Consider the following 17,139-nt stretch of genomic DNA (forward strand, 5'->3'; position numbering starts at 1 on the left):
GACCCCGATGGCACCCAATCATTCTAACGATCCCGTCCCCCCCCGGGCAGCCGATCGGCCCATCGACCTGCCCCGCCCGATCGGCCGGGCCCGGGCGGCGATCCCGGCCCTGGTGTTCGCCGCGACGCTCGGGGTGCTTGTCGACCCGCCCCGGGTGAGCGGCAACGTCTGGTCGCGGTACATGACGATCGAGTCGATCGTGGAGCGCGGCACGCTCCGGGTCGACGATTCGCCCTACCTCGGCCCGAGCGGATCCCCGGACCTGGCCAAATTCGACGGCCGACTCTATTCCGACAAGCCCCCCGTGCTCCCCGCGCTCGGGGCGGCCGTCTACGGCCCGATGCACCGGGCGGGGTATCGGATGTTCGACCTCCGGTCCCCGAGGGACTTCGTCGCCTCCTTCGGCCCGGTGAACCGGGCGCTCGTGGTGCTGCTGATCGCCCTGCCCTCGGCCCTGGCCCTCTATGGGTTGCGGCGGATTTTGCAGGCGGTCGACGTGGCCCGGTGGCTCTCCGACCTCCTTACGATCGGCTTCGGTGCCAGCTCGCTTTTGCTGACCTACGGCGTCACCTTCAACAACCACAGCGTCGCGGCCGGCCTGCTGACCATGGCCTTCGCCGTCGTGCTGCTCGGGCCGTCGAGGGGCCGGGGTGGGATGCTCCGATCGGGTACCTCGGGAGTACTCGCCGGGCTGGCGGCGACGATCGACCTGCCGGCCGGGGGCGCCATGTGGCTCGGCCTTCTGTGCTGGACCGCGGTGCGGTCACGCCGGGCGGCGACGGCTTATGCGATCGGCTCCGCCTCGCCGCTGCTGCTGCACTGCGTCCTCCAGTCGCTCGTGACCGGTTCGCCCTTGCCGGTGGAGATGTACCCCGAGTCCCTCTCCTATGAGGGGTCCTACTGGGCGACCGAAATCGGCACGTATGAGGAGACGATCCCGAGGGGGGAGTTCCTCGTCGAGTTGCTGGTCGGGCCCCAGGGCTGGCTGACGGTAACGCCGATCCTCGCGTTCTCCCCGATCGGGGTCGCCCTGACGATGCTCCGGCGGCGGGACGCGATGCGAGCCGGGGCGATCGTCGTGGCGGTCGTCACAGTGGTGTTGCTCGGCTATTACAGTTTCGGCGTGAGGCGGACCGATTATTCCGGCCAGTCATTCGGCGTCCGCCACCTCCTACCGATCTCCCCGCTCGCCTTCGCATACGCCGCGGCCTCGCTCCAGTGGCTCAGGCTCGGCATCTGGAGGATCGTGTTCGTCGCGTCGATGCTGATCGGCGGGGTCTATGCGGTCGAGGGCATGGAAGATCCCTGGAGTCGGATCGAGCGGCGGTCGGACCTGCCGCTCCGCGTCGTCGGCCGCTTCGTGCTCTACCCCTGGAGCAGCTACCGCCGGTAGCCGAGCCCCGGACGACGAGACGGACGAGGAGGGTCCCCCTCCCCGCATCAGCCCTTGATCGCCAGGTAATCGACCACCGTCTCCCCCTGCTCCTCGTCGGGGGTGACGGGAACGAGTCCGTCCGGGGTGACGAGGAGGTTGCGGTAGCCGTGCTCGACAAGCGACGCCTTCAGGTCACGGGGCGTCTTGTCGAAGAAGGCCAGCGTGTGGCGGTTAGACTCGTAGAAGATCGGCGGCGAATCGGGCCGGGAGAGGAGCCGGGCCATCCCCCGGACGGCCGCCACCTCCGACCCCTCGATGTCCATCTTGATGAAGTCGACCCGGTCCCAGCCCAGATCCGAGAGCAGGTCGTCGACGGTCGTCGACCGAACCTCGATGGACGTGTACTGTTCGGTCCGATCGGTGACGGCGTGACCATACGGCCCGTAGGGGCAGAACTCCAGGATGCCGGACCGGTCGCTGACCCCCGCCTCGACGACCGTCATCCCGTCGAAGCCGTTCAGGGACGCGCTGGCACGGAGCAACGAGGCGTTCCGGGGCGACGCCTCGACCGAGACGACCTGATAGCCCGAGGCGCTTGCCGCGAGCGAGAAGACGCCGACGTGTGCCCCCAGGTCGAGCACCCGCCCTCCCACCGGGACGAGCCGATGGAGTTCTCGGAGCAAGGGCCGATATTCCGGGGGGAAGACGCCCGAGGCCAGGCTCCGGCTGATCTCTTCCTCGGCCTCCCGATCCGAGGCGACCTTGATGGCGAAGCGGCAATCCGGGTCGACCTCGACCCAGCCGTACGAGTCGTCCGGGGCCGGGCCTCGAGGATTCCGGGCAAGACGCTGATCCATCGCACCGTCCCTCCTCGCGTCGCGAAGGAGGACGCCCGGCGGCCCGGCGAGGGGCCGTCGGACGCACTCCGCATCAGGGATCACACGGGAGTCGACCGGCCATCGTCACGATCGGTCCGGGGGCCCGATCAGGCGGACGCCGAGGCCACGGCCGGGCCGTCGGGGACGGCGGCCGGGCGGCGGTCCCCGGCAAGCTCGCCCATCAATTCGGCCCAGCGGTCGCAGCAGCCGTCTCGTTCGAACTCGGCCAGGAAGGCCTCCCGCCCCTTGCGGCCCATCTCGGCGGCGGCCCCGGGGTCGGCGGCGAGGTGCTCGATCGCCCGAACGAGCGCCTCGGCCTCGCCGAGTCGGACGGTGACCCCGCAGCCGGCCCGGCGGATGGTGTCGGCCGTCTCGCTGTGATCGGGCCCGACGAACAGCACGGGACGCTCCGAGGCCATGGCCCCGTACAGCTTCCCCGGCACGACGATGCCCGTCATCTCCGGGCGCATAGAGACGAGGTGGGCGTCGGCCACCGTGAGCGACTCGTGCAACTGCTCCCGGGGGACGTAGTCGAGCAGCCGGACGTTCTCCAGCCCTTCGAGCCGCTTCGCCTCCTTCACCTCGCGGAGCCGGGGGCCGCCGCCGACGAAGAGGAAGACGACGTCATCCCGGTCCCGGAGCCGACGGGCCGCCTCGACGAACTCGACGGCCGAGTGGGCCATGCCGAGGTTCCCCGAATACATGACGACGAACTTGCCCGAGAGCCCCAGCGCCTCCCGCATCGGGTGTCCTTCCCGGGGGATCGGATACACCTCGTCGAGCCGGCTCCAGACGGGGATCTCGATCATCCGGGAGTCCCGGACCCCCTTCGAGCGGATCCGGTCGGCCATGTAGGGGCCGAGTACGACGACCCGGTCGGACTGGCGATAGACCGCGTCGCTCAGCCACGAGAGCAGCGCGACGACCGGGTTCCGCCTCGACATCTGGCCGAGGGCCAGGCTCGCGTCGGGGTGGAGGTCCATGCTCCAGTAGACCTGGCACGACCCCCGGAGGCGGCGGAGGAGCGTGCCGACCAGCCCGATGATCGGCGGCGTGGTGAGCGTCACCACCACGTCGAAGCCCGGCAGGGTGAACGCCTTGCGGAAGGCCCCGAGGTAGAAGCTCAGGTAATCGGCCATCCGCTTGATCACGCTACCCCGCCCGAGCGACGTGGCCCGGACGCGGTGGATGCGGACTCCGTTATGCTCCTCCTCGGCCGGGGGAGGCTCGACGCCGGGCTCGTAGCGACCCCGGGCGCAGAGGACGTGGCACTCGTAGCCGCGATCGGCCAGCGACTCGGCGAGATCCGTCAGGTGCTGCGCCGTCGAGGCGTGGTCGGGCCAGTAGTACTGGTTGACGAACAGGATCCGGGGCCGACGGCGGCCGGATCGGATCGCGGCATGCGGCCCGCCGGCCATCGGCCGCCTCGATTCGGCCCGCCAGCGCGAGGCGGGCCGTCGGGGGGAGCTGGGCTTGGGGATGTCGCTCACCATTTGGCGTCGGCCTCGTCCTTGTTGGCGCGATACCAGGAGATCGTCCGGGCCAGGCCCGATCGCAGGTCGGTGGGCGGCGTCCAGCCGTCGAGCACCTGCGACATGCGGGTCACGTCGAGCACCTTCTTCGCCGCGCCGTCGGGCTTATCGGTGTTCCAGCGCAGCGATCCCTTGAAGCCAGAGAGGTCGTGGACCGTCTCGGCCAGTTCCTTGATCGAGGTGCCGATCCCCGTGCCGATGTTCAGCGGCAGGGCCTCGTCGTCGTAGACCTCGGCGGCCAGGACGATCGCGTCGGCGCAGTCCTCGACGTAGATGAATTCCCGGATCGGCGTGCCGGTGCCCCAGACCTCGACCTCCTTCGCCCCGGCCAGGTCCGCCTCGACCCACTTCCGCACCAGGGCGGCGACCACGTGCGAGCGGTCCGGGTTGTAGGAGTCGCCGGGGCCGTAGAGGTTCGTCAGGATCAGGTGGATCGAGTCGAGCCCGTACTGCTTCTTGTAGGCCACGCCCTGGACGGCCAGCATCTTCTTCGTCAGGCCGTAGTTGACGACGCTCGCGTGGCAGGGGCCGGACCAGAGGTCCTGCTCCTTGAGTTCCCCTTCGAGGTAGCCGGGGTAGCTGCAGGCGGTGCCGATGTTGACCACCTTGTCGACCTTCGTCAGCCGGGCGGCCTCCATGAGGTTGGCCCCCATGACGAGGTTCTGATAGTACAGGTTCCCCGGTTCGTTGACGTTGATCCCGATGCCGCCGTAATACGCCGCCGCGTGGATGAGCACGTCGGCCGGATGCTCAAGCAGGCATCGCAGGCAGGAGTCGAGCGAGGTCAGGTCGAAGTCCCGCTTGCGGGGGACGTGGACCTCGGCCCCGAACGACTCCAGCCTCCTGACGATGTGCTTCCCGAGGAACCCGGCCCCGCCGGTGACCGTGACGCGCTTGCCCGACCAGAAGCCCTTCATCGCTCGCTGTCCTTCCCTGGGGTGGAGTCGGCGGTCGGCGGCGAGGCGGACGGGGCCGAGGGCGAGGCGGGGGCGATGCCTGGGCCCCCCGCCTGCCGGCGCCCTCCGATCGACCGCCGACCCTCGTCAGACGTTGCTGAACGGGTTCGACCACTCGATCAGCTTCGCTGCCTGCACCAGCTCGGCGATGCCCCGGTCGAGGTCGATGGTGGTCTCGAAGCCCTTTGCGCGGATCTTCTCGTAGCTGACCTCGTAGTTCCGCTGGTCGGCGTCGCTGCCGACCTCGGCGAAATGCAGGTAGTAGTCGACGTGCTCCATGATCTTCCGGGCCACGTCTTCCTTGGTGAAGTTCATGCTCTCGTGGCCGACGTTGTAGACGTCGTCCTTCACCTCGTCCCAGCGCTCCAGGGCGAAGATGAAGGAGCGGGCCATGTCGCGGACGTGGACGAACGTCCGCTTGAAGCCGCCCTCGTAGACGATGAGGTTGCGGTTCTTCACGGCCTGATACGTGAAGTCGTTCGGCATCAGGTCCAGCCGCATCCGGTTGCTCACGCCGAAGGCGGTGGCGAACCGGTAGGCGATGCCGTTGCCGGAGTCGAGGACGAGCTGCTCGGCCTGGGCCTTGGTCTCGCCGTAGAGGGTGATCGGCGCCCGGGGGGTGTTCTCGTTGCAGACATAATCGGGGATCGACCCGTAAATGCTCCCGGTCGAGGCGAACAGGACCTTCTGGTCCTTGGACCGCTTCTCCAGCAGGAGCCTCGTCGAGCCGACGTTGATCGCCTGGGCCAGTTGCGGCTCCTTCTTGCACGCCGGATAGCCGACGATGGCCGCGAGGTGGATGATCGCGTCGACGCCGTCGATCGCCTTCTCCACGTCCTTGGGGTCGCAGGCGTCCCCCTTCTGAAGCTCGAAGAATCGGTTCTGGCAGCAGGGCAGCAGGCCGTGGCCGCCGAACCTCAGGTTGTCGAGCACGCGGACCCGATGGCCCTGCTCGAGCAGGGCCGGGACCAGGGTCGAACCGACATAGCCCGCGCCGCCGGTGACGAGGATGCGCATGAGGAGTCCCATCCGTGGACGTCGTGCGATCGACTCCGACTCGGTGTCCGAACCGGGTCGGAGGGCTCAGGGCAAGGCTTCAATCGGGTGAGAGGTCGGGTTGTGGCGGCCCCTTCCGTGCGGCCTCGCGTCGAGCGGTCGAATCAGGGTCAGTAAGGACGCGACGAGCGGGTCGGCGGAGCGTCGTCCATGGTGTGTTCTGCACGCTCGGCGGTTGCCGACCCGCATGGCCGGGATCGTACTCGATCGGCGGATCGAGTCAACGCCTGTTCCCGACGATTTTCGCGGGCCGCGGGGGGGTCACAGGTGCCGCCTCGATCGCCGATCGGTCGAGCGTCGGTCGCTCGTCCGAGGACGATCACTCGTCCGCTTCGTCCCCGGGGGGGACGATCGGTGGTTCCGGGGCAGGCGGGCCGGGGATGGAGTAGTCGCCGTCGATCCATCGGCCGAGGTCGACCAGGCGACAGCGCTCGGAGCAGAAGGGGAAGTGTGGCAGGGCGTCGAGGCCCGGTCCCTCGAACGCCCGGCCGCAGGTGGGGCACTTGCCTCGGATCATGATCACCCGGATCCGTCAGTCGGAGGAGGAACCGCTCGAAGACGACGGCTTCGACTCGGGCTTCGACGCCGAATCGCCGGACGACGACGAGGAGGACGAACCCGAGGAGCCGTCCTTGTCGGCCTTGGCGGCCTTCTTGTAGGAGTCGCTCCGGTAGTCGGTCAGGTAGAAGCCGGAACCCTTGAAGAGGATGGCCGCGCCGGCGCCGATCTTGCGCCGAAGCGTCTCCTTCTGGCACGACGGGCAAGTGGTCTGGGGGTCGGCCTTGATCGACTCGAAGGCCTCGAATTCGTGCTTGCAATCGTCGCAGATGTAGTCGTAGGTGGGCATGGACGTCGATCGGCTCCGAGATGGGCATCGCGGCGGGGATCGCCGCGGCCCGGTGAGAGGGAGATCGGATCAGGGCGAGACCGACACCGCGACCCGGCTCGGCCGCAGGACGCGGTCCCGGATCCTGAACCCGCGACTGAGTTCGGCGACGACCGTCCCCTCGGGGTGGTCGGCGTCGGGTTGCTGCATCAGGGCCTCGTGGATGTTGGGGTCGAAGGGTTGGCCGATCGACTCGATCGGCTCGACCCCGTGTTTGGCCAGGGCCTCGAGGAGTTGCCGGTGGACAATCTCCAGGCCGGTGATGATCGCCTCGTTGCCGGACTGCCGGGCGGCGTCGATGGCGCGTTCGAAATTGTCGATCACCGAGAGCAGGTCGTTCGCCAGCGGGGAGACGGCGTAGGTGCGATCGGCCTCGGCCTGTGACCGGCTGCGTTTCTGGAAATTGACGAACTCGGCCTGGGAGCGTCGGAGCTGCTCCAGGTACTCGTCCCGCTGACGGGCCGCCTCGTCGAGCTGCGACCGGAGCGACGCGGTCGACGCATCGGCGCCCTCGGCGGCGGCCCGGCCCTCGGCATCGGGCTCCCGATCGGGGTCGGTCATCTTGGGGTTCGGATCGCTCATCGCGTGGGGTCCAGGATCGGTCGGGGCGTGACGGGGTTTGGGCGGGTCGCCCGCCCGCCCTCGTCGCAGGCCGGGCGGGGGGAGGGCTCAGGGGAGCGGATCGTCCCCACCCTCCTCGGGCTCGGTGAAGAAGTCGCGGAGCTTCTCCAGGAAGCTCTTCCGCCTGGGGCTGACGTCGTGGTGGTCCAGTTCGGCCAGCTCCCTCAGCAGCTCCTCCTGACGCTCGGAGAGCCGCTTGGGGGTCTCGATGATGACCTCCACCAGCTCGTCGCCCCGGCCGGAGCCGGAGAGGTCCGGCATCCCCCGGCCCCGGAGCTTGAGGATCTCGCCGCTCTGGGTCCCCCTGGGGACGTTCAGCGGGGCGGGGCCGTCGAGCGTGGGCACCTCGACCTCGGCGCCGAGGGCGGCCTGGGGGAAGCCGATCGGCACCTGGCAGATCAGGTCGTTCCCCTTGCGGACGAAGAAGGCATGCGGGCGGACCTGGACCTGGACCCTCAGGTTGCCCCGGGGGGCGCCGGGGTCCCCGGGCTCGCCCTGGTTGCGGAGCTGGAGGATCGTGCCGGTGTCGACGCCGGCCGGGATGCGGACCTGGACCGTGGCGATCTGGGACTCCCGGCCGGTCCCCTTGCAATCGGCGCACGGGTCGACGACCCGGACCCCCTCCCCCCCGCAGGCGGGGCAGGTCTGGGCCATCTGGAAGAAGCCCCGCGCGGTGACGATCTGGCCGCGACCGCCGCAGTAATCGCAGGTGGTGGCGACGGTCCCGGGCTTGGCCCCGGTCCCGTTGCAGGTGTCGCAGTATTCCTGACGGGGCAGCTCGATGGTCCGGGTCGCCCCCCGGGCGGCCTCCTCCAGGTCGATCTCCAGCCTCACGAGCAGGTCGGAACCGGCCCTCGGCCCCCGGCGTCGGGGGCCGAAGAAGTCGCCGAACAGCCCGGACCCGCCGAAGATCTCGCCGAAGGCGGAGAAGACCTCCTCGGCCGACCGGAAGTCGTGGACGCCGGCCCCTTCGAGACCGGCGTGGCCGTATCGGTCGTACCGGCGTCGCTTGTCGGGGTCGGAGAGCACCTCGTACGCCTCGGCGGCCTCACGGAACTTGCGTTCGGCCTCCTGGTCGCCCGGGTTCTTGTCGGGGTGGAATCTCTTGGCCTGCTGCCGATAGGAGCCCTTGATCTCGTCGGGCGAGGCGGACCGCTGCAGCCCGAGGACCTCGTAGTAGTCGCGCTTCGTCGTCGCCATCGGCATCGCGTCTCGATCGGTGGCCTCTCGCGGCGGAATCCTCGGCAAGGCGGTCGGACCATCATACCATCCGACCCGCGATCCCGAACACCGCGCCGCGGTGCCGACCGCCTCCTGCTCCGGCCCCGGGCAGGGCGGGCCGGATGGGTGCGAATTCCTCGATCACGGCCGACGAACGGGCCGGCAGCACGCGGTGCTGCCGACCCGTCCTCGTCCGACTCCCGTGGGAGAGCGGGGGTTCAGCGGACCGAGCCCTCGATCCGCTTGCCCTTCTCCTCGTCATCGTCCTTGAGGTTGGTGATCATGGCCTCGGTGGTCAGCATCAGGCCCGAGATCGAGGCGGCGTTCTGCAGCGCCGTCCGGGTGACCTTGGTCGGGTCGATGATGCCGGCCTCGAACATGTCGACGTAGTCGCCCGTGTTCGCGTTGAAGCCGAAGTTGCCCCCCTTCTCGACGATCTCCTGGGCGACGACGGCGCCGTCGTGGCCGGCGTTCTGGGCGATCATCCGGGCCGGCTCCTCGAGCGACCGCAGGACGATGGCGGCGCCGACGCGGTCGTCACCCTCGAGCGAGTCGTGCAGGGCCTTGACCGCGGGGACGGTCCGCAGCAGGGCCGAGCCGCCGCCGGGGACGATCCCCTCCTCGGCGGCGGCCCGGGTGGCGTGCAGGGCGTCCTCGACGCGGGCCTTCAGCTCCTTCATCGCCGCCTCGGTCGGGGCGCCGACGCTGATGACGGCCACCCCCCCGGTGATCTTCGCCAGCCGCTCCTGGTACTTCTCGCGGTCGTACTCCGAGTCGGTCTCGCCGATCTGCTTGCGGAGCTGGTCGATCCGCTTCTGGATGTCTTCCTTCTTGCCCGCGCCCTGGATGATCGTGGTGCTGTCCTTGCTCACCTTGATCTGCTTGGCCTTGCCGAGCTGCTCGAGGGTGAGGTTCTCCAGCTTCAGGCCGAGGTCCTCGCTGACCACGGTGCCGCCGGTCAGGATCGCCATGTCCTGGAGCATCGCCTTGCGGCGGTCGCCGAAGCCCGGTGCCTTGACGGCGCAGATGTTGAGGATCCCCCGGAGCCGGTTGACCACCAGGGTCGCCAGGGCCTCCCCCTCGACGTCCTCGGAGATGATCAGCAGCGGCTGGCCCGACTGGGCGACGCGCTCCAGCAGCGGGATCAGGTCCCGGAGATTGCTGATCTTCTTCTCGACGAGCAGGATCAGGGCGTCGTCGAGCACCGCCTCCATCGTGGTGGGGCTGGTGACGAAGTAGGGGCTGAGGTAGCCCTTGTCGAACTGGAGCCCCTCGACGAATTCCAGGGTCGTCGACGAGGTCTTCCCCTCCTCGACCGTGATGACGCCGTCGTTGCCGACCTTGCTGACGGCCTCGGCCAGCATCTTGCCGATCTCGGGGTCGTTGTTCGCCGAGATGGTGCCGACCTGGGCGATCTCCTCCGGCTTGGTCACCTCCCGGCTGATCGTCTCGACCAGCTCGGTGACGGCGGCGTCCACCGCCTTCTCGATCCCCCGGCGGACGGCCGTCGGGTTGGCCCCGGTGGTGATGGTGCGGAGGCCCTCCCGGAAGATGGCCCGGGCCAGGATGGTGGCCGTGGTGGTGCCGTCCCCGGCCACGTCGGAGGTCTTCGACGCGACCACGTTGACGAGCTTGGCCCCCATGTTCTCGAACGGGTCGGGCAGCTCGATCTCCTTGGCGACGGTCACGCCGTCCTTGGTCACGGCCGGCCCGCCGAAGGACTTGCTGAGGATCACGTTGCGGCCGGTCGGCCCGAGCGTGGTGCCGACGGCGTGCGCCAGCGTGTCGATGCCCGAGAGCATCTTCCGCCGGGCGGCGTCGGAGAAGAGCAACTGCTTGGCCACGTGCGAAGGCTCCTGTCTGATCGGTTCGTCCGTATGATGCGATGAGGTCTGGATGGGGCCGGCGGCGGTCGCTCGGGGCGGGCGCCGCCGGCCGGGTTCGGTCGAGGCCGGGTCGGATCAGCCGACGATCTTGGCCAGCACGTCGGACTCGCGGAGGATCTTGATCTCCTCGCCGTTGAGCTTGATCTCGGTGCCGGCGTACTTGCCGAAGAGGACCTCGTCGCCCTCCTTCAGGCCGATCTCGGCGCGATTGCCGCTGTCCAGGAGCTTGCCGGGGCCGACCGCCACGACCCGGCCCCGCTGCGGCTTCTCCCGGGCGGTGTCGGGCAGCACGATGCCGCCGGAGGTCTTCTCCTCGGCCTCGATCTCCTTGATCACGATCCGGTCGTCGAGCGGGCGGATGGTCGTCGCCATGGGTGGGGTTCCTGTGCGAGGGGAGTGGAGCGGTTTATGTCGGAAAAACGTGTGTACGAATTCGGAACGGTGCATGGTCGAGGCCGGGGGAGCGTGCCCGCGATCGGGGGTCGGCCGGTGGCCCCCCGGCCTCCGCGGTCGACCGGGCTTACATCATACCCATGCCGCCCATACCACCCATTCCTCCCATGCCGCCCATACCACCCATGCCGTGATCGTCATGGTGGGGGTCGCCGCCGGCGGGGGCCTTCTCCTTCTTCTCGATGATGATCGCCTCGGTCGTCAGGAGGAGTCCGGAGACCGACGCGGCGTTCTGCAAGGCCGTGCGGGTCACCTTCGCCGGGTCGACGACGCCGAAGGAGAACATGTCACCCCACTCGCCGGTCTCGGCGTTGTAGCCGAAGTTGGGCTCGCTGGAGCGTCGGATCTTGTTGACGACGACCGAGCCGTCGAGGCCGGCGTTCTCGGCGATCGAGCGGCAGGGCTGCTCAAGGGCGCGTCGGACGATCTGGACGCCGAGGTCCTCGTCGCCGCCGAGCTTCAGGTCGTCGAGGACCTTGGCGGCCCGGACCAGGGTGGTGCCGCCGCCGGGGACGACCCCTTCCTCGATCGCGGCCCGGGTGGCGTGCAGGGCGTCCTCGACGAGGGCCTTGCGCTCCTTCATCTCCGTCTCGGTCGCGGCGCCGACGTTGATCTTGGCCACGCCGCCGGCGAGTTTGGCGAGCCGCTCCTGGAGCTTCTCGCGGTCATACTCCGAGTCGGTCGACTCGATCTCGCGGCGGATCAGCTCGGTGCGGCCCTTGATGGCGTCGCCCGAGCCCCGGCCCTCGACGATCGTCGTGTGGTCGCCGGTGAGGATGACCTTGGCGGCCCGGCCGAGGTCGCCCAGCTCGACGTTCTCCAGGTTGATCCCGAGGTCCTTGAACATCGCCTTGCCGCCGGTCAGCGTGGCGATGTCCTCGAGCATCGCCTTGCGGCGGTCGCCGTAGCCGGGGGCCTTCACGGCGGCCACCTGGAGGATGCCCCGGAGCTTGTTGACGACCAGGGTCGCCAGGGCCTCGCTCTCGACGTCCTCGGAGATGATCAGCAGCGGCTTGTTGGCCCGGGCGATCTGCTCCAGCAGCGGGACGAGCACGCGGGGGGTGCTGATCTTCTCCTCATTGATGAGGATGTACGGATCTTCGAGGACGACCTCCATGCGGTCCTGGTCGGTGATGAAGTGCGGGCTGAGGTAGCCGCGGTCGAACTGCATGCCCTCGACGACGTCGACCTCGGTCTCGAAGCCCTTGCCCTCCTCGACGGTGATGACGCCGTCGGTGCCGACCTTCTCGAAGGCGTCGGCCAGGCGCTCGCCCACGCCCTTGTCGCCGTTGGCGGCGATCGTGGCGACCTCGGTGATCTGCTTCTTCTCGCCGCCGACGCTCTTGGATTGGGCCTTCACCTCGCCGACGACCCGCTCGACGGCCTGGTCGATGCCGCGCTTCAGGGCCATCGGGTCGGCCCCAGCGGCCAGGGCCTTCAGGCCCTCCTTGAAGATCGACTCGGCCAGGACGGTGGCGGTGGTGGTGCCGTCCCCGGCGGCGTCGGAGGTCTTGCTGGCGGCCTCCTTCACGAGCTGGGCGCCCATGTTCTCGTAGGCATCGGTCAGCTCGATCTCCTCGGCGACGGTCACGCCGTCCTTGGTCACCGTCGGGCTGCCCCAGCCCTTGTCGATGACCGCGTTGCGGCCGCGGGGGCCGAGCGTGCTCCGCACGGCCCTGGCCAGCTTCGAAACGCCGCTGGCCAGCTTCTGGCGTGCTTCTTCGTCGTAAGCCAACAGTTTCGCCACGGTCGTCGTCTCCCTCCGGCGCGGTGGCGCCGGGCGATGTCGGTTGGGCTTCGGTCTCAGGTCCGGTCGGGCCATCTGCCGGTGACCTCGCCCGCCGGGTGGTGGACGACGGTCACCGTGTTCGACGCGGCATAAGGCAACTGGTGTACCACGAATATCGATCCCCACAAACTCCTCTGTTGCATTGAGTTGCGATCCGACACCCCCGGACGCGGCTCCTGCCAAACTGGCAGACGGCTCGGCTCCCATGCCATTTCGACCGGGGAGGATCGGGCCCTTGCCCCGCGGCCGTCGAGCGAGTCTGATAGGGCCCGACGTGCCGATCAAGGACACCAAGCCGGACCCCAGGGCCCCGACCCATGCCGACACGATCCCTCTCCCTCGCATGGCCGATACTGCTGCTCACGGTGACGATGAGTGCCCGGGCGACCTGCCAGGCCGCCGAGCCGGTCGAACTTCGCCTCTGGCCCGGGGACGCCCCCGGTGCGACGGGGGACGAGCCCACCGACGTCCCCACGATCACCGTCTATCAGGCCGACCCCGCCACCTCGACCGGCGCCGCGATCGTCATCTGCCCGGGAGGGGGCTACGGCGCCCTGGCGATGGACCACGAGGGGCACCAGGTCGCCCGGTGGCTCAACTCGATCGGCATCACCGGGGTGATCCTCAAGTACCGCCTCGGCTCCTCGGGGTATCGCCACCCGGTCATGCTGACCGACGCCCAGAGGGCCATCCGGACCGTCCGGCAGGAGGCCGACGCCTGGGGCATCGACCCGGCCCGGGTCGGCGTCCTCGGCTTCTCGGCCGGGGGACACCTCGCCTCGACCGTCGGCACCCACTTCGATGCCGGCGATCCCGACGCCGCCGACCCCGTCGACCGCCAGGGCAGCCGCCCCGACCTGATGATTTTGGGCTATCCCGTCGTCGCGCTCGCTACCGAGTACGCCCACGGCGGCTCGAAGCGGAACCTCCTCGGCGAGGATCCCCCCGAGGAGCTGGTCGAGTCGCTCTCGAATGAGCGGATGGTCACCCCCGAGACGCCTCCCACCTTCCTCGTCCACACGAACGAGGACGAGGGCGTCCCCGCAGAGAACAGCCTGCTCTTCGTCCTGTCCCTGCGGGAGGCCGGCGTGCCCGTCGAATTCCACCTGTTCGAGGGAGGCCGACACGGCCTCGGCCTCGGCAACGGGCTCCCCGACCTCGGCATCGGCCCCGACACCGCCTTCTCCGCCTGGCCCGGCCTGTGCCAGGCCTGGCTCGGCAAGCACGGTTTCCTCGATCGGAAGTAATCGGGCCACGCCCGGGTCTCCTCGACCGCCCCGCCGGCGAGGGACCCGGACGGCCCGCCGACCGGCCCCCAGAACCCCTCCCCTTGACAGCAAGGCCCTTCCCGATGCCCATCGTCGCGCTCGTCGTCACGCTCGCCGCCGTATTGACCGCACCCGTCTCGACCGCGATCCAGGACTCCCAGTCCAGGCAGCAGGAGAAATCGTTCGAGAAGGAAATCACGGTCACGGTGTCGCTGGACTATCTCCTGTACTTGCCCGAGGACTACGAGGATTCGGACGAGGACTTCCCGCTCCTGCTGTTTTTGCATGGCGGGGGGGAGTCGGGGGATGACCTCCAGGAGGTGAAGGCCCACGGCCCGCCGAAGCGGATCGAGGCCGGGGAGGAGTACCCCTTCATCGTCGTCTCCCCCCAGAGTCCCGGCCGGGGATGGGATCCCCAGGCGCTCTCGGCCCTGCTCGATGAGGTCGTGGCCACCTACCGGGTGGACGAGGACCGCGTCTTCCTGACCGGGCTGAGCATGGGGGGATTCGGCACCTGGGCGCTGGCCGCCGCCGACCCGGATCGCTTCGCCGCCATCGCCCCGATCTGCGGCGGTGGCGACCCGAGGGCGGCCGATCGGCTGAAGGACCTCCCCATCTGGGTGTTCCACGGCGCGAAGGATGAGGTCGTGCCGCTGGCCGCCTCCGAGCGGATGGTCGACGCGCTCGAGGAACTCGGGGCCGACGTCAAATTCACCGTTTATCCCGAGGCCGGGCACGACTCGTGGACCGAGACATACGACGATCCCGGGCTGTACGAATGGATGCTCGGCCATTCCCGGGTGGACTCGGGCGGGGAATGATCGGCCCAGGCCCCTTCAGCGGGCCCAGGCGTCGCGAAGCCGGTCGGGGAGGTCGCCGAGGCCCGGGATCTCCCCCGACCCCACCACCCGGGCCGCCAGCATCGCCGTCGCCACGTGGGACACCTGCACCCGCAGCCTCATCCGGCAGAGGAGGCCGAACCACTCGGCGAAGTCCTCGGTGGAGACGGCGATCTCCTCGGTGTGGTCGAGCTCCTGCTCGCCGATTTTCTCCACCCCGACCGCCAAGAAGGGCGTGACGTCGTTCGTCTGGTTCGCGGGATTGGCGGGATAGCGCCCGAGCGGCACGAAGACGCCGCCCCCATAGCCGGTCTCCTCGAGGAGTTCGCGGCGGGAGGCGGCCTCGGCGTCGGGATCGGTCGGGTCCATCGTCCCGGAGGGGAGGCCCGTCAGGACCTCCCCCGAGCCGTGTCGATACTCGGTCACGAGGACGATTCGCCCTTCGGGGGTGAGGGCGACGACGTTCAGCCAGGTCGAATGTTCCAGGACGTGGTAGGGCGCGATCTCCTGGCCGGCGACCGTCCGGCAGTCGTCGCTGCGGACGGTCAGCCAGCGGTCCCGGTAGGTGACCACCGAACGCTCGACGCGCCAGGGCTCGATCATTCCTTCATCATCCCCCGCGATCATCGATTCCGGATGTGCAGCTCCCGGAGCTGCTTCTCCTCGACGGTGCCGGGGGCGCCCGACATCAGGTCGGTCCCCTTGGCGGTCTTCGGGAACGCGATGACGTCCCGGATGTTGTCGAGCCCGGAGTAGAGCATCACCATCCGGTCGAGCCCGAAGGCCATGCCGCCGTGCGGCGGGGCGCCGTATCGGAGGGCCGACAGGAGGAAGCCGAACTGCTCCTCGGCCTGCGCCGGAGAGAGGCCCAGGTGGCGGAAGATCATCGACTGGATGTTCGGGTCGTGACACCGGATCGTGCCGCCGGCGGCCTCCTCACCGTTGATGACGAGGTCGTACGCCTGCGCCCGGACCTTCAACGGCTCGGATTCGAGCAGGTGCAAGTCCTCGGGCAGCGGCATCGTGAACGGGTGGTGCTCGGCGACGAACCGCGCATCCTCGGCGTCCCAGGCGAAGAGCGGGAAGCGGACGACCCAGGAGTAGTGGAACGACTTCGGGTCGTAAAGCGTCAGCTCCCGGCCGAGCCGGTGCCGGAGCGCCGACAGGGAAGCCGAGGTCACCTCCTTGGTGTCGGCCACGATCAGCAACAGGTCCCCGGCCTTGGCCTCGAAGCGTTCCCGGAGCGCCGACTGGACCTCGGCGGGCAGGAACTTGGCGGTCGGCCCGGTGAACTGCTCGGCCTCCGCCTTCAGCCAGACGAGCCCCTTCGCGCCGTAGTCCCCGGCGAAGGCGGTCAGCGCGTCGAGGTCCTTTCGGCTGTACTTCTCGGCGCCGCCCGGGGCACAAATCCCCCGGACGCGACGGCCGTGCTCGACGGTGTCCCGGAAGACCTTGAACTCGGTCCGGGCCGCGAGGTCGCCGAGGTCCTTGACCTCCATGCCGAAGCGGAGGTCGGGACGGTCGGTGCCGAATCGCTCCATCGCGTCGTGGTAGTCGAGCCGGGGCAGGGGGGTGGTCAGCTCCTCCCCGGTGAACTCCCGGGCGAGGGCCTTGACCAGGCCCTCCATCGTCTCCAGGACGTCCTCGAACTGGACGAACGACATCTCGATGTCGAGCTGGGTGAACTCCGGCTGGCGGTTGGCCCGGAGATCCTCGTCCCGGAAGCATCGGGCGATCTGGAAGTAGCGATCCATCCCCGCGACCATCAGCAGCTGCTTGTAGAGCTGGGGGCTCTGGGGCAGGGCGTAGAAATGGCCGGGGTGGATCCGGCTGGGGACGAGGAAGTCCCGGGCCCCCTCGGGGGTGCTCCGGCCGAGGATCGGCGTCTCGATCTCCCAGAAGCCCAGCTCGGTCATGGCCTTCCGCATCGTCTGAGAGAGGCGGTGCCGGGCCTCGACGATCCGCTGCATTTCCGGCCGCCGGAGGTCGAGGAACCGGTACTTCAGGCGAAGCTCCTCGTTCGCCTCGCCGTCGATCTCGAAGGGCGGGGTCTGAGTGGCGTTGAAGACCTCCAGGGCCGTGGCCTGGAGCTCGATCTCCCCCGTCTTGAGCCGGGGATTCTCCTTGCCGGTGAGCCGACGGCGGACCGTCCCCCGGACACCGATCACCCACTCGTTCCGGAGGGATTGGGCCGCCTCCTGGAGGTCCTTGCCCGCCTCGGGCTCGAAGACGACCTGGGTCAGGCCCTCCCGGTCCCGGAGGTCGACGAACACGACTCCCCCGAAATCCCGGTAGGCATTCACCCAGCCGTTGAGCACGACCTCCCGGCCGATGGCCTCGGCCGTCAATTCGCCACAGGAGTGGGTCCGCTTGAGCATG

Annotated in this window: 16 protein-coding genes; 3 read left to right on the forward strand and 13 right to left on the reverse strand. The window is 69.2% G+C overall.

Going from position 1 to position 17,139, the window contains the following annotated elements:
- The first annotated feature begins 7 nt into the window (after positions 1 to 7).
- Positions 8 to 1,393, forward strand: a complete 1,386-nt coding sequence (locus ElP_RS07245) for a hypothetical protein (RefSeq protein WP_145267977.1) — start codon at positions 8 to 10, stop codon at positions 1,391 to 1,393.
- 47 nt (positions 1,394 to 1,440) lie between these two features.
- Here the strand turns inward: ElP_RS07245 and ElP_RS07250 are convergent, their stop codons facing one another.
- The 11 genes from ElP_RS07250 to groL (ElP_RS07300) all read right to left on the reverse strand — a co-directional run bounded on the left by ElP_RS07250 (position 1,441) and on the right by groL (ElP_RS07300) (position 12,611).
- Positions 1,441 to 2,232: an FkbM family methyltransferase gene (locus ElP_RS07250; RefSeq protein WP_145267978.1), complete on the reverse strand. Its 792-nt coding sequence runs from the start codon at positions 2,230 to 2,232 to the stop codon at positions 1,441 to 1,443.
- 128 nt (positions 2,233 to 2,360) lie between these two features.
- Positions 2,361 to 3,746, reverse strand: a complete 1,386-nt coding sequence (locus tag ElP_RS07255) for a glycosyltransferase family 4 protein (protein ID WP_231749536.1) — start codon at positions 3,744 to 3,746, stop codon at positions 2,361 to 2,363.
- Entirely contained in the window at positions 3,740 to 4,702 is a 963-nt protein-coding gene (locus ElP_RS07260; RefSeq protein WP_145267979.1) for an NAD-dependent epimerase/dehydratase family protein, read from the reverse strand. The genes ElP_RS07255 and ElP_RS07260 overlap by 7 nt, the downstream gene beginning before the upstream one ends.
- 126 nt (positions 4,703 to 4,828) lie before the next feature.
- On the reverse strand, positions 4,829 to 5,770 hold the full coding sequence (locus ElP_RS07265; RefSeq protein ID WP_231749538.1) for an NAD-dependent epimerase/dehydratase family protein: 942 nt from the start codon (positions 5,768 to 5,770) through the stop codon (positions 4,829 to 4,831).
- Between the two features lie 346 nt (positions 5,771 to 6,116).
- Positions 6,117 to 6,314, reverse strand: coding sequence for a DNA gyrase inhibitor YacG (locus tag ElP_RS07270; RefSeq protein ID WP_145267980.1), 198 nt, complete (start codon positions 6,312 to 6,314; stop codon positions 6,117 to 6,119).
- Between the two features lie 15 nt (positions 6,315 to 6,329).
- On the reverse strand, positions 6,330 to 6,644 hold the full coding sequence (locus ElP_RS07275; RefSeq protein WP_145267981.1) for an FmdB family zinc ribbon protein: 315 nt from the start codon (positions 6,642 to 6,644) through the stop codon (positions 6,330 to 6,332).
- Between the two features lie 69 nt (positions 6,645 to 6,713).
- Positions 6,714 to 7,265, reverse strand: coding sequence for a nucleotide exchange factor GrpE (gene grpE / locus ElP_RS07280; protein WP_231749540.1), 552 nt, complete (start codon positions 7,263 to 7,265; stop codon positions 6,714 to 6,716).
- Between the two features lie 87 nt (positions 7,266 to 7,352).
- Positions 7,353 to 8,504 (reverse strand): molecular chaperone DnaJ, encoded by a 1,152-nt coding sequence (dnaJ, locus tag ElP_RS07285; protein WP_231749541.1) that lies wholly within the window; start codon positions 8,502 to 8,504, stop codon positions 7,353 to 7,355.
- Positions 8,505 to 8,743: 239 nt separating this feature from the next.
- Positions 8,744 to 10,369, reverse strand: coding sequence for a chaperonin GroEL (groL, locus tag ElP_RS07290; protein WP_145267983.1), 1,626 nt, complete (start codon positions 10,367 to 10,369; stop codon positions 8,744 to 8,746).
- 117 nt (positions 10,370 to 10,486) lie between these two features.
- Positions 10,487 to 10,783, reverse strand: coding sequence for a co-chaperone GroES (groES, locus tag ElP_RS07295; protein ID WP_145267984.1), 297 nt, complete (start codon positions 10,781 to 10,783; stop codon positions 10,487 to 10,489).
- A 148-nt stretch (positions 10,784 to 10,931) separates the two neighbouring features.
- Entirely contained in the window at positions 10,932 to 12,611 is a 1,680-nt protein-coding gene (gene groL / locus ElP_RS07300) for a chaperonin GroEL (protein WP_145267985.1), read from the reverse strand.
- A 359-nt stretch (positions 12,612 to 12,970) separates the two neighbouring features.
- Between groL (ElP_RS07300) and ElP_RS07305 the strand changes: the two genes are divergently transcribed.
- Positions 12,971 to 13,900, forward strand: coding sequence for an alpha/beta hydrolase (locus tag ElP_RS07305; protein ID WP_231749543.1), 930 nt, complete (start codon positions 12,971 to 12,973; stop codon positions 13,898 to 13,900).
- A gap of 104 nt (positions 13,901 to 14,004) precedes the next feature.
- Positions 14,005 to 14,742 carry a carboxylesterase family protein gene (locus ElP_RS07310; protein ID WP_145267986.1) on the forward strand — a complete coding sequence of 246 codons (738 nt, stop codon included), beginning with the start codon at positions 14,005 to 14,007 and terminating at the stop codon, positions 14,740 to 14,742.
- Between the two features lie 15 nt (positions 14,743 to 14,757).
- On the opposite strand, the gene ElP_RS07315 is transcribed toward ElP_RS07310, so the two are convergent.
- Entirely contained in the window at positions 14,758 to 15,363 is a 606-nt protein-coding gene (locus tag ElP_RS07315; RefSeq protein WP_197446786.1) for an NUDIX hydrolase, read from the reverse strand.
- Between the two features lie 20 nt (positions 15,364 to 15,383).
- The gene (gene aspS, locus ElP_RS07320) at positions 15,384 to 17,138 is read right to left on the reverse strand and encodes an aspartate--tRNA ligase (RefSeq protein WP_145267988.1); all 1,755 of its coding nucleotides are present in this window, start codon (positions 17,136 to 17,138) and stop codon (positions 15,384 to 15,386) included.
- Position 17,139 lies beyond the last annotated feature (1 nt).

It is taken from the genome of Tautonia plasticadhaerens (assembly GCF_007752535.1).
In the GTDB taxonomy this organism is placed as follows: domain Bacteria; phylum Planctomycetota; class Planctomycetia; order Isosphaerales; family Isosphaeraceae; genus Tautonia; species Tautonia plasticadhaerens.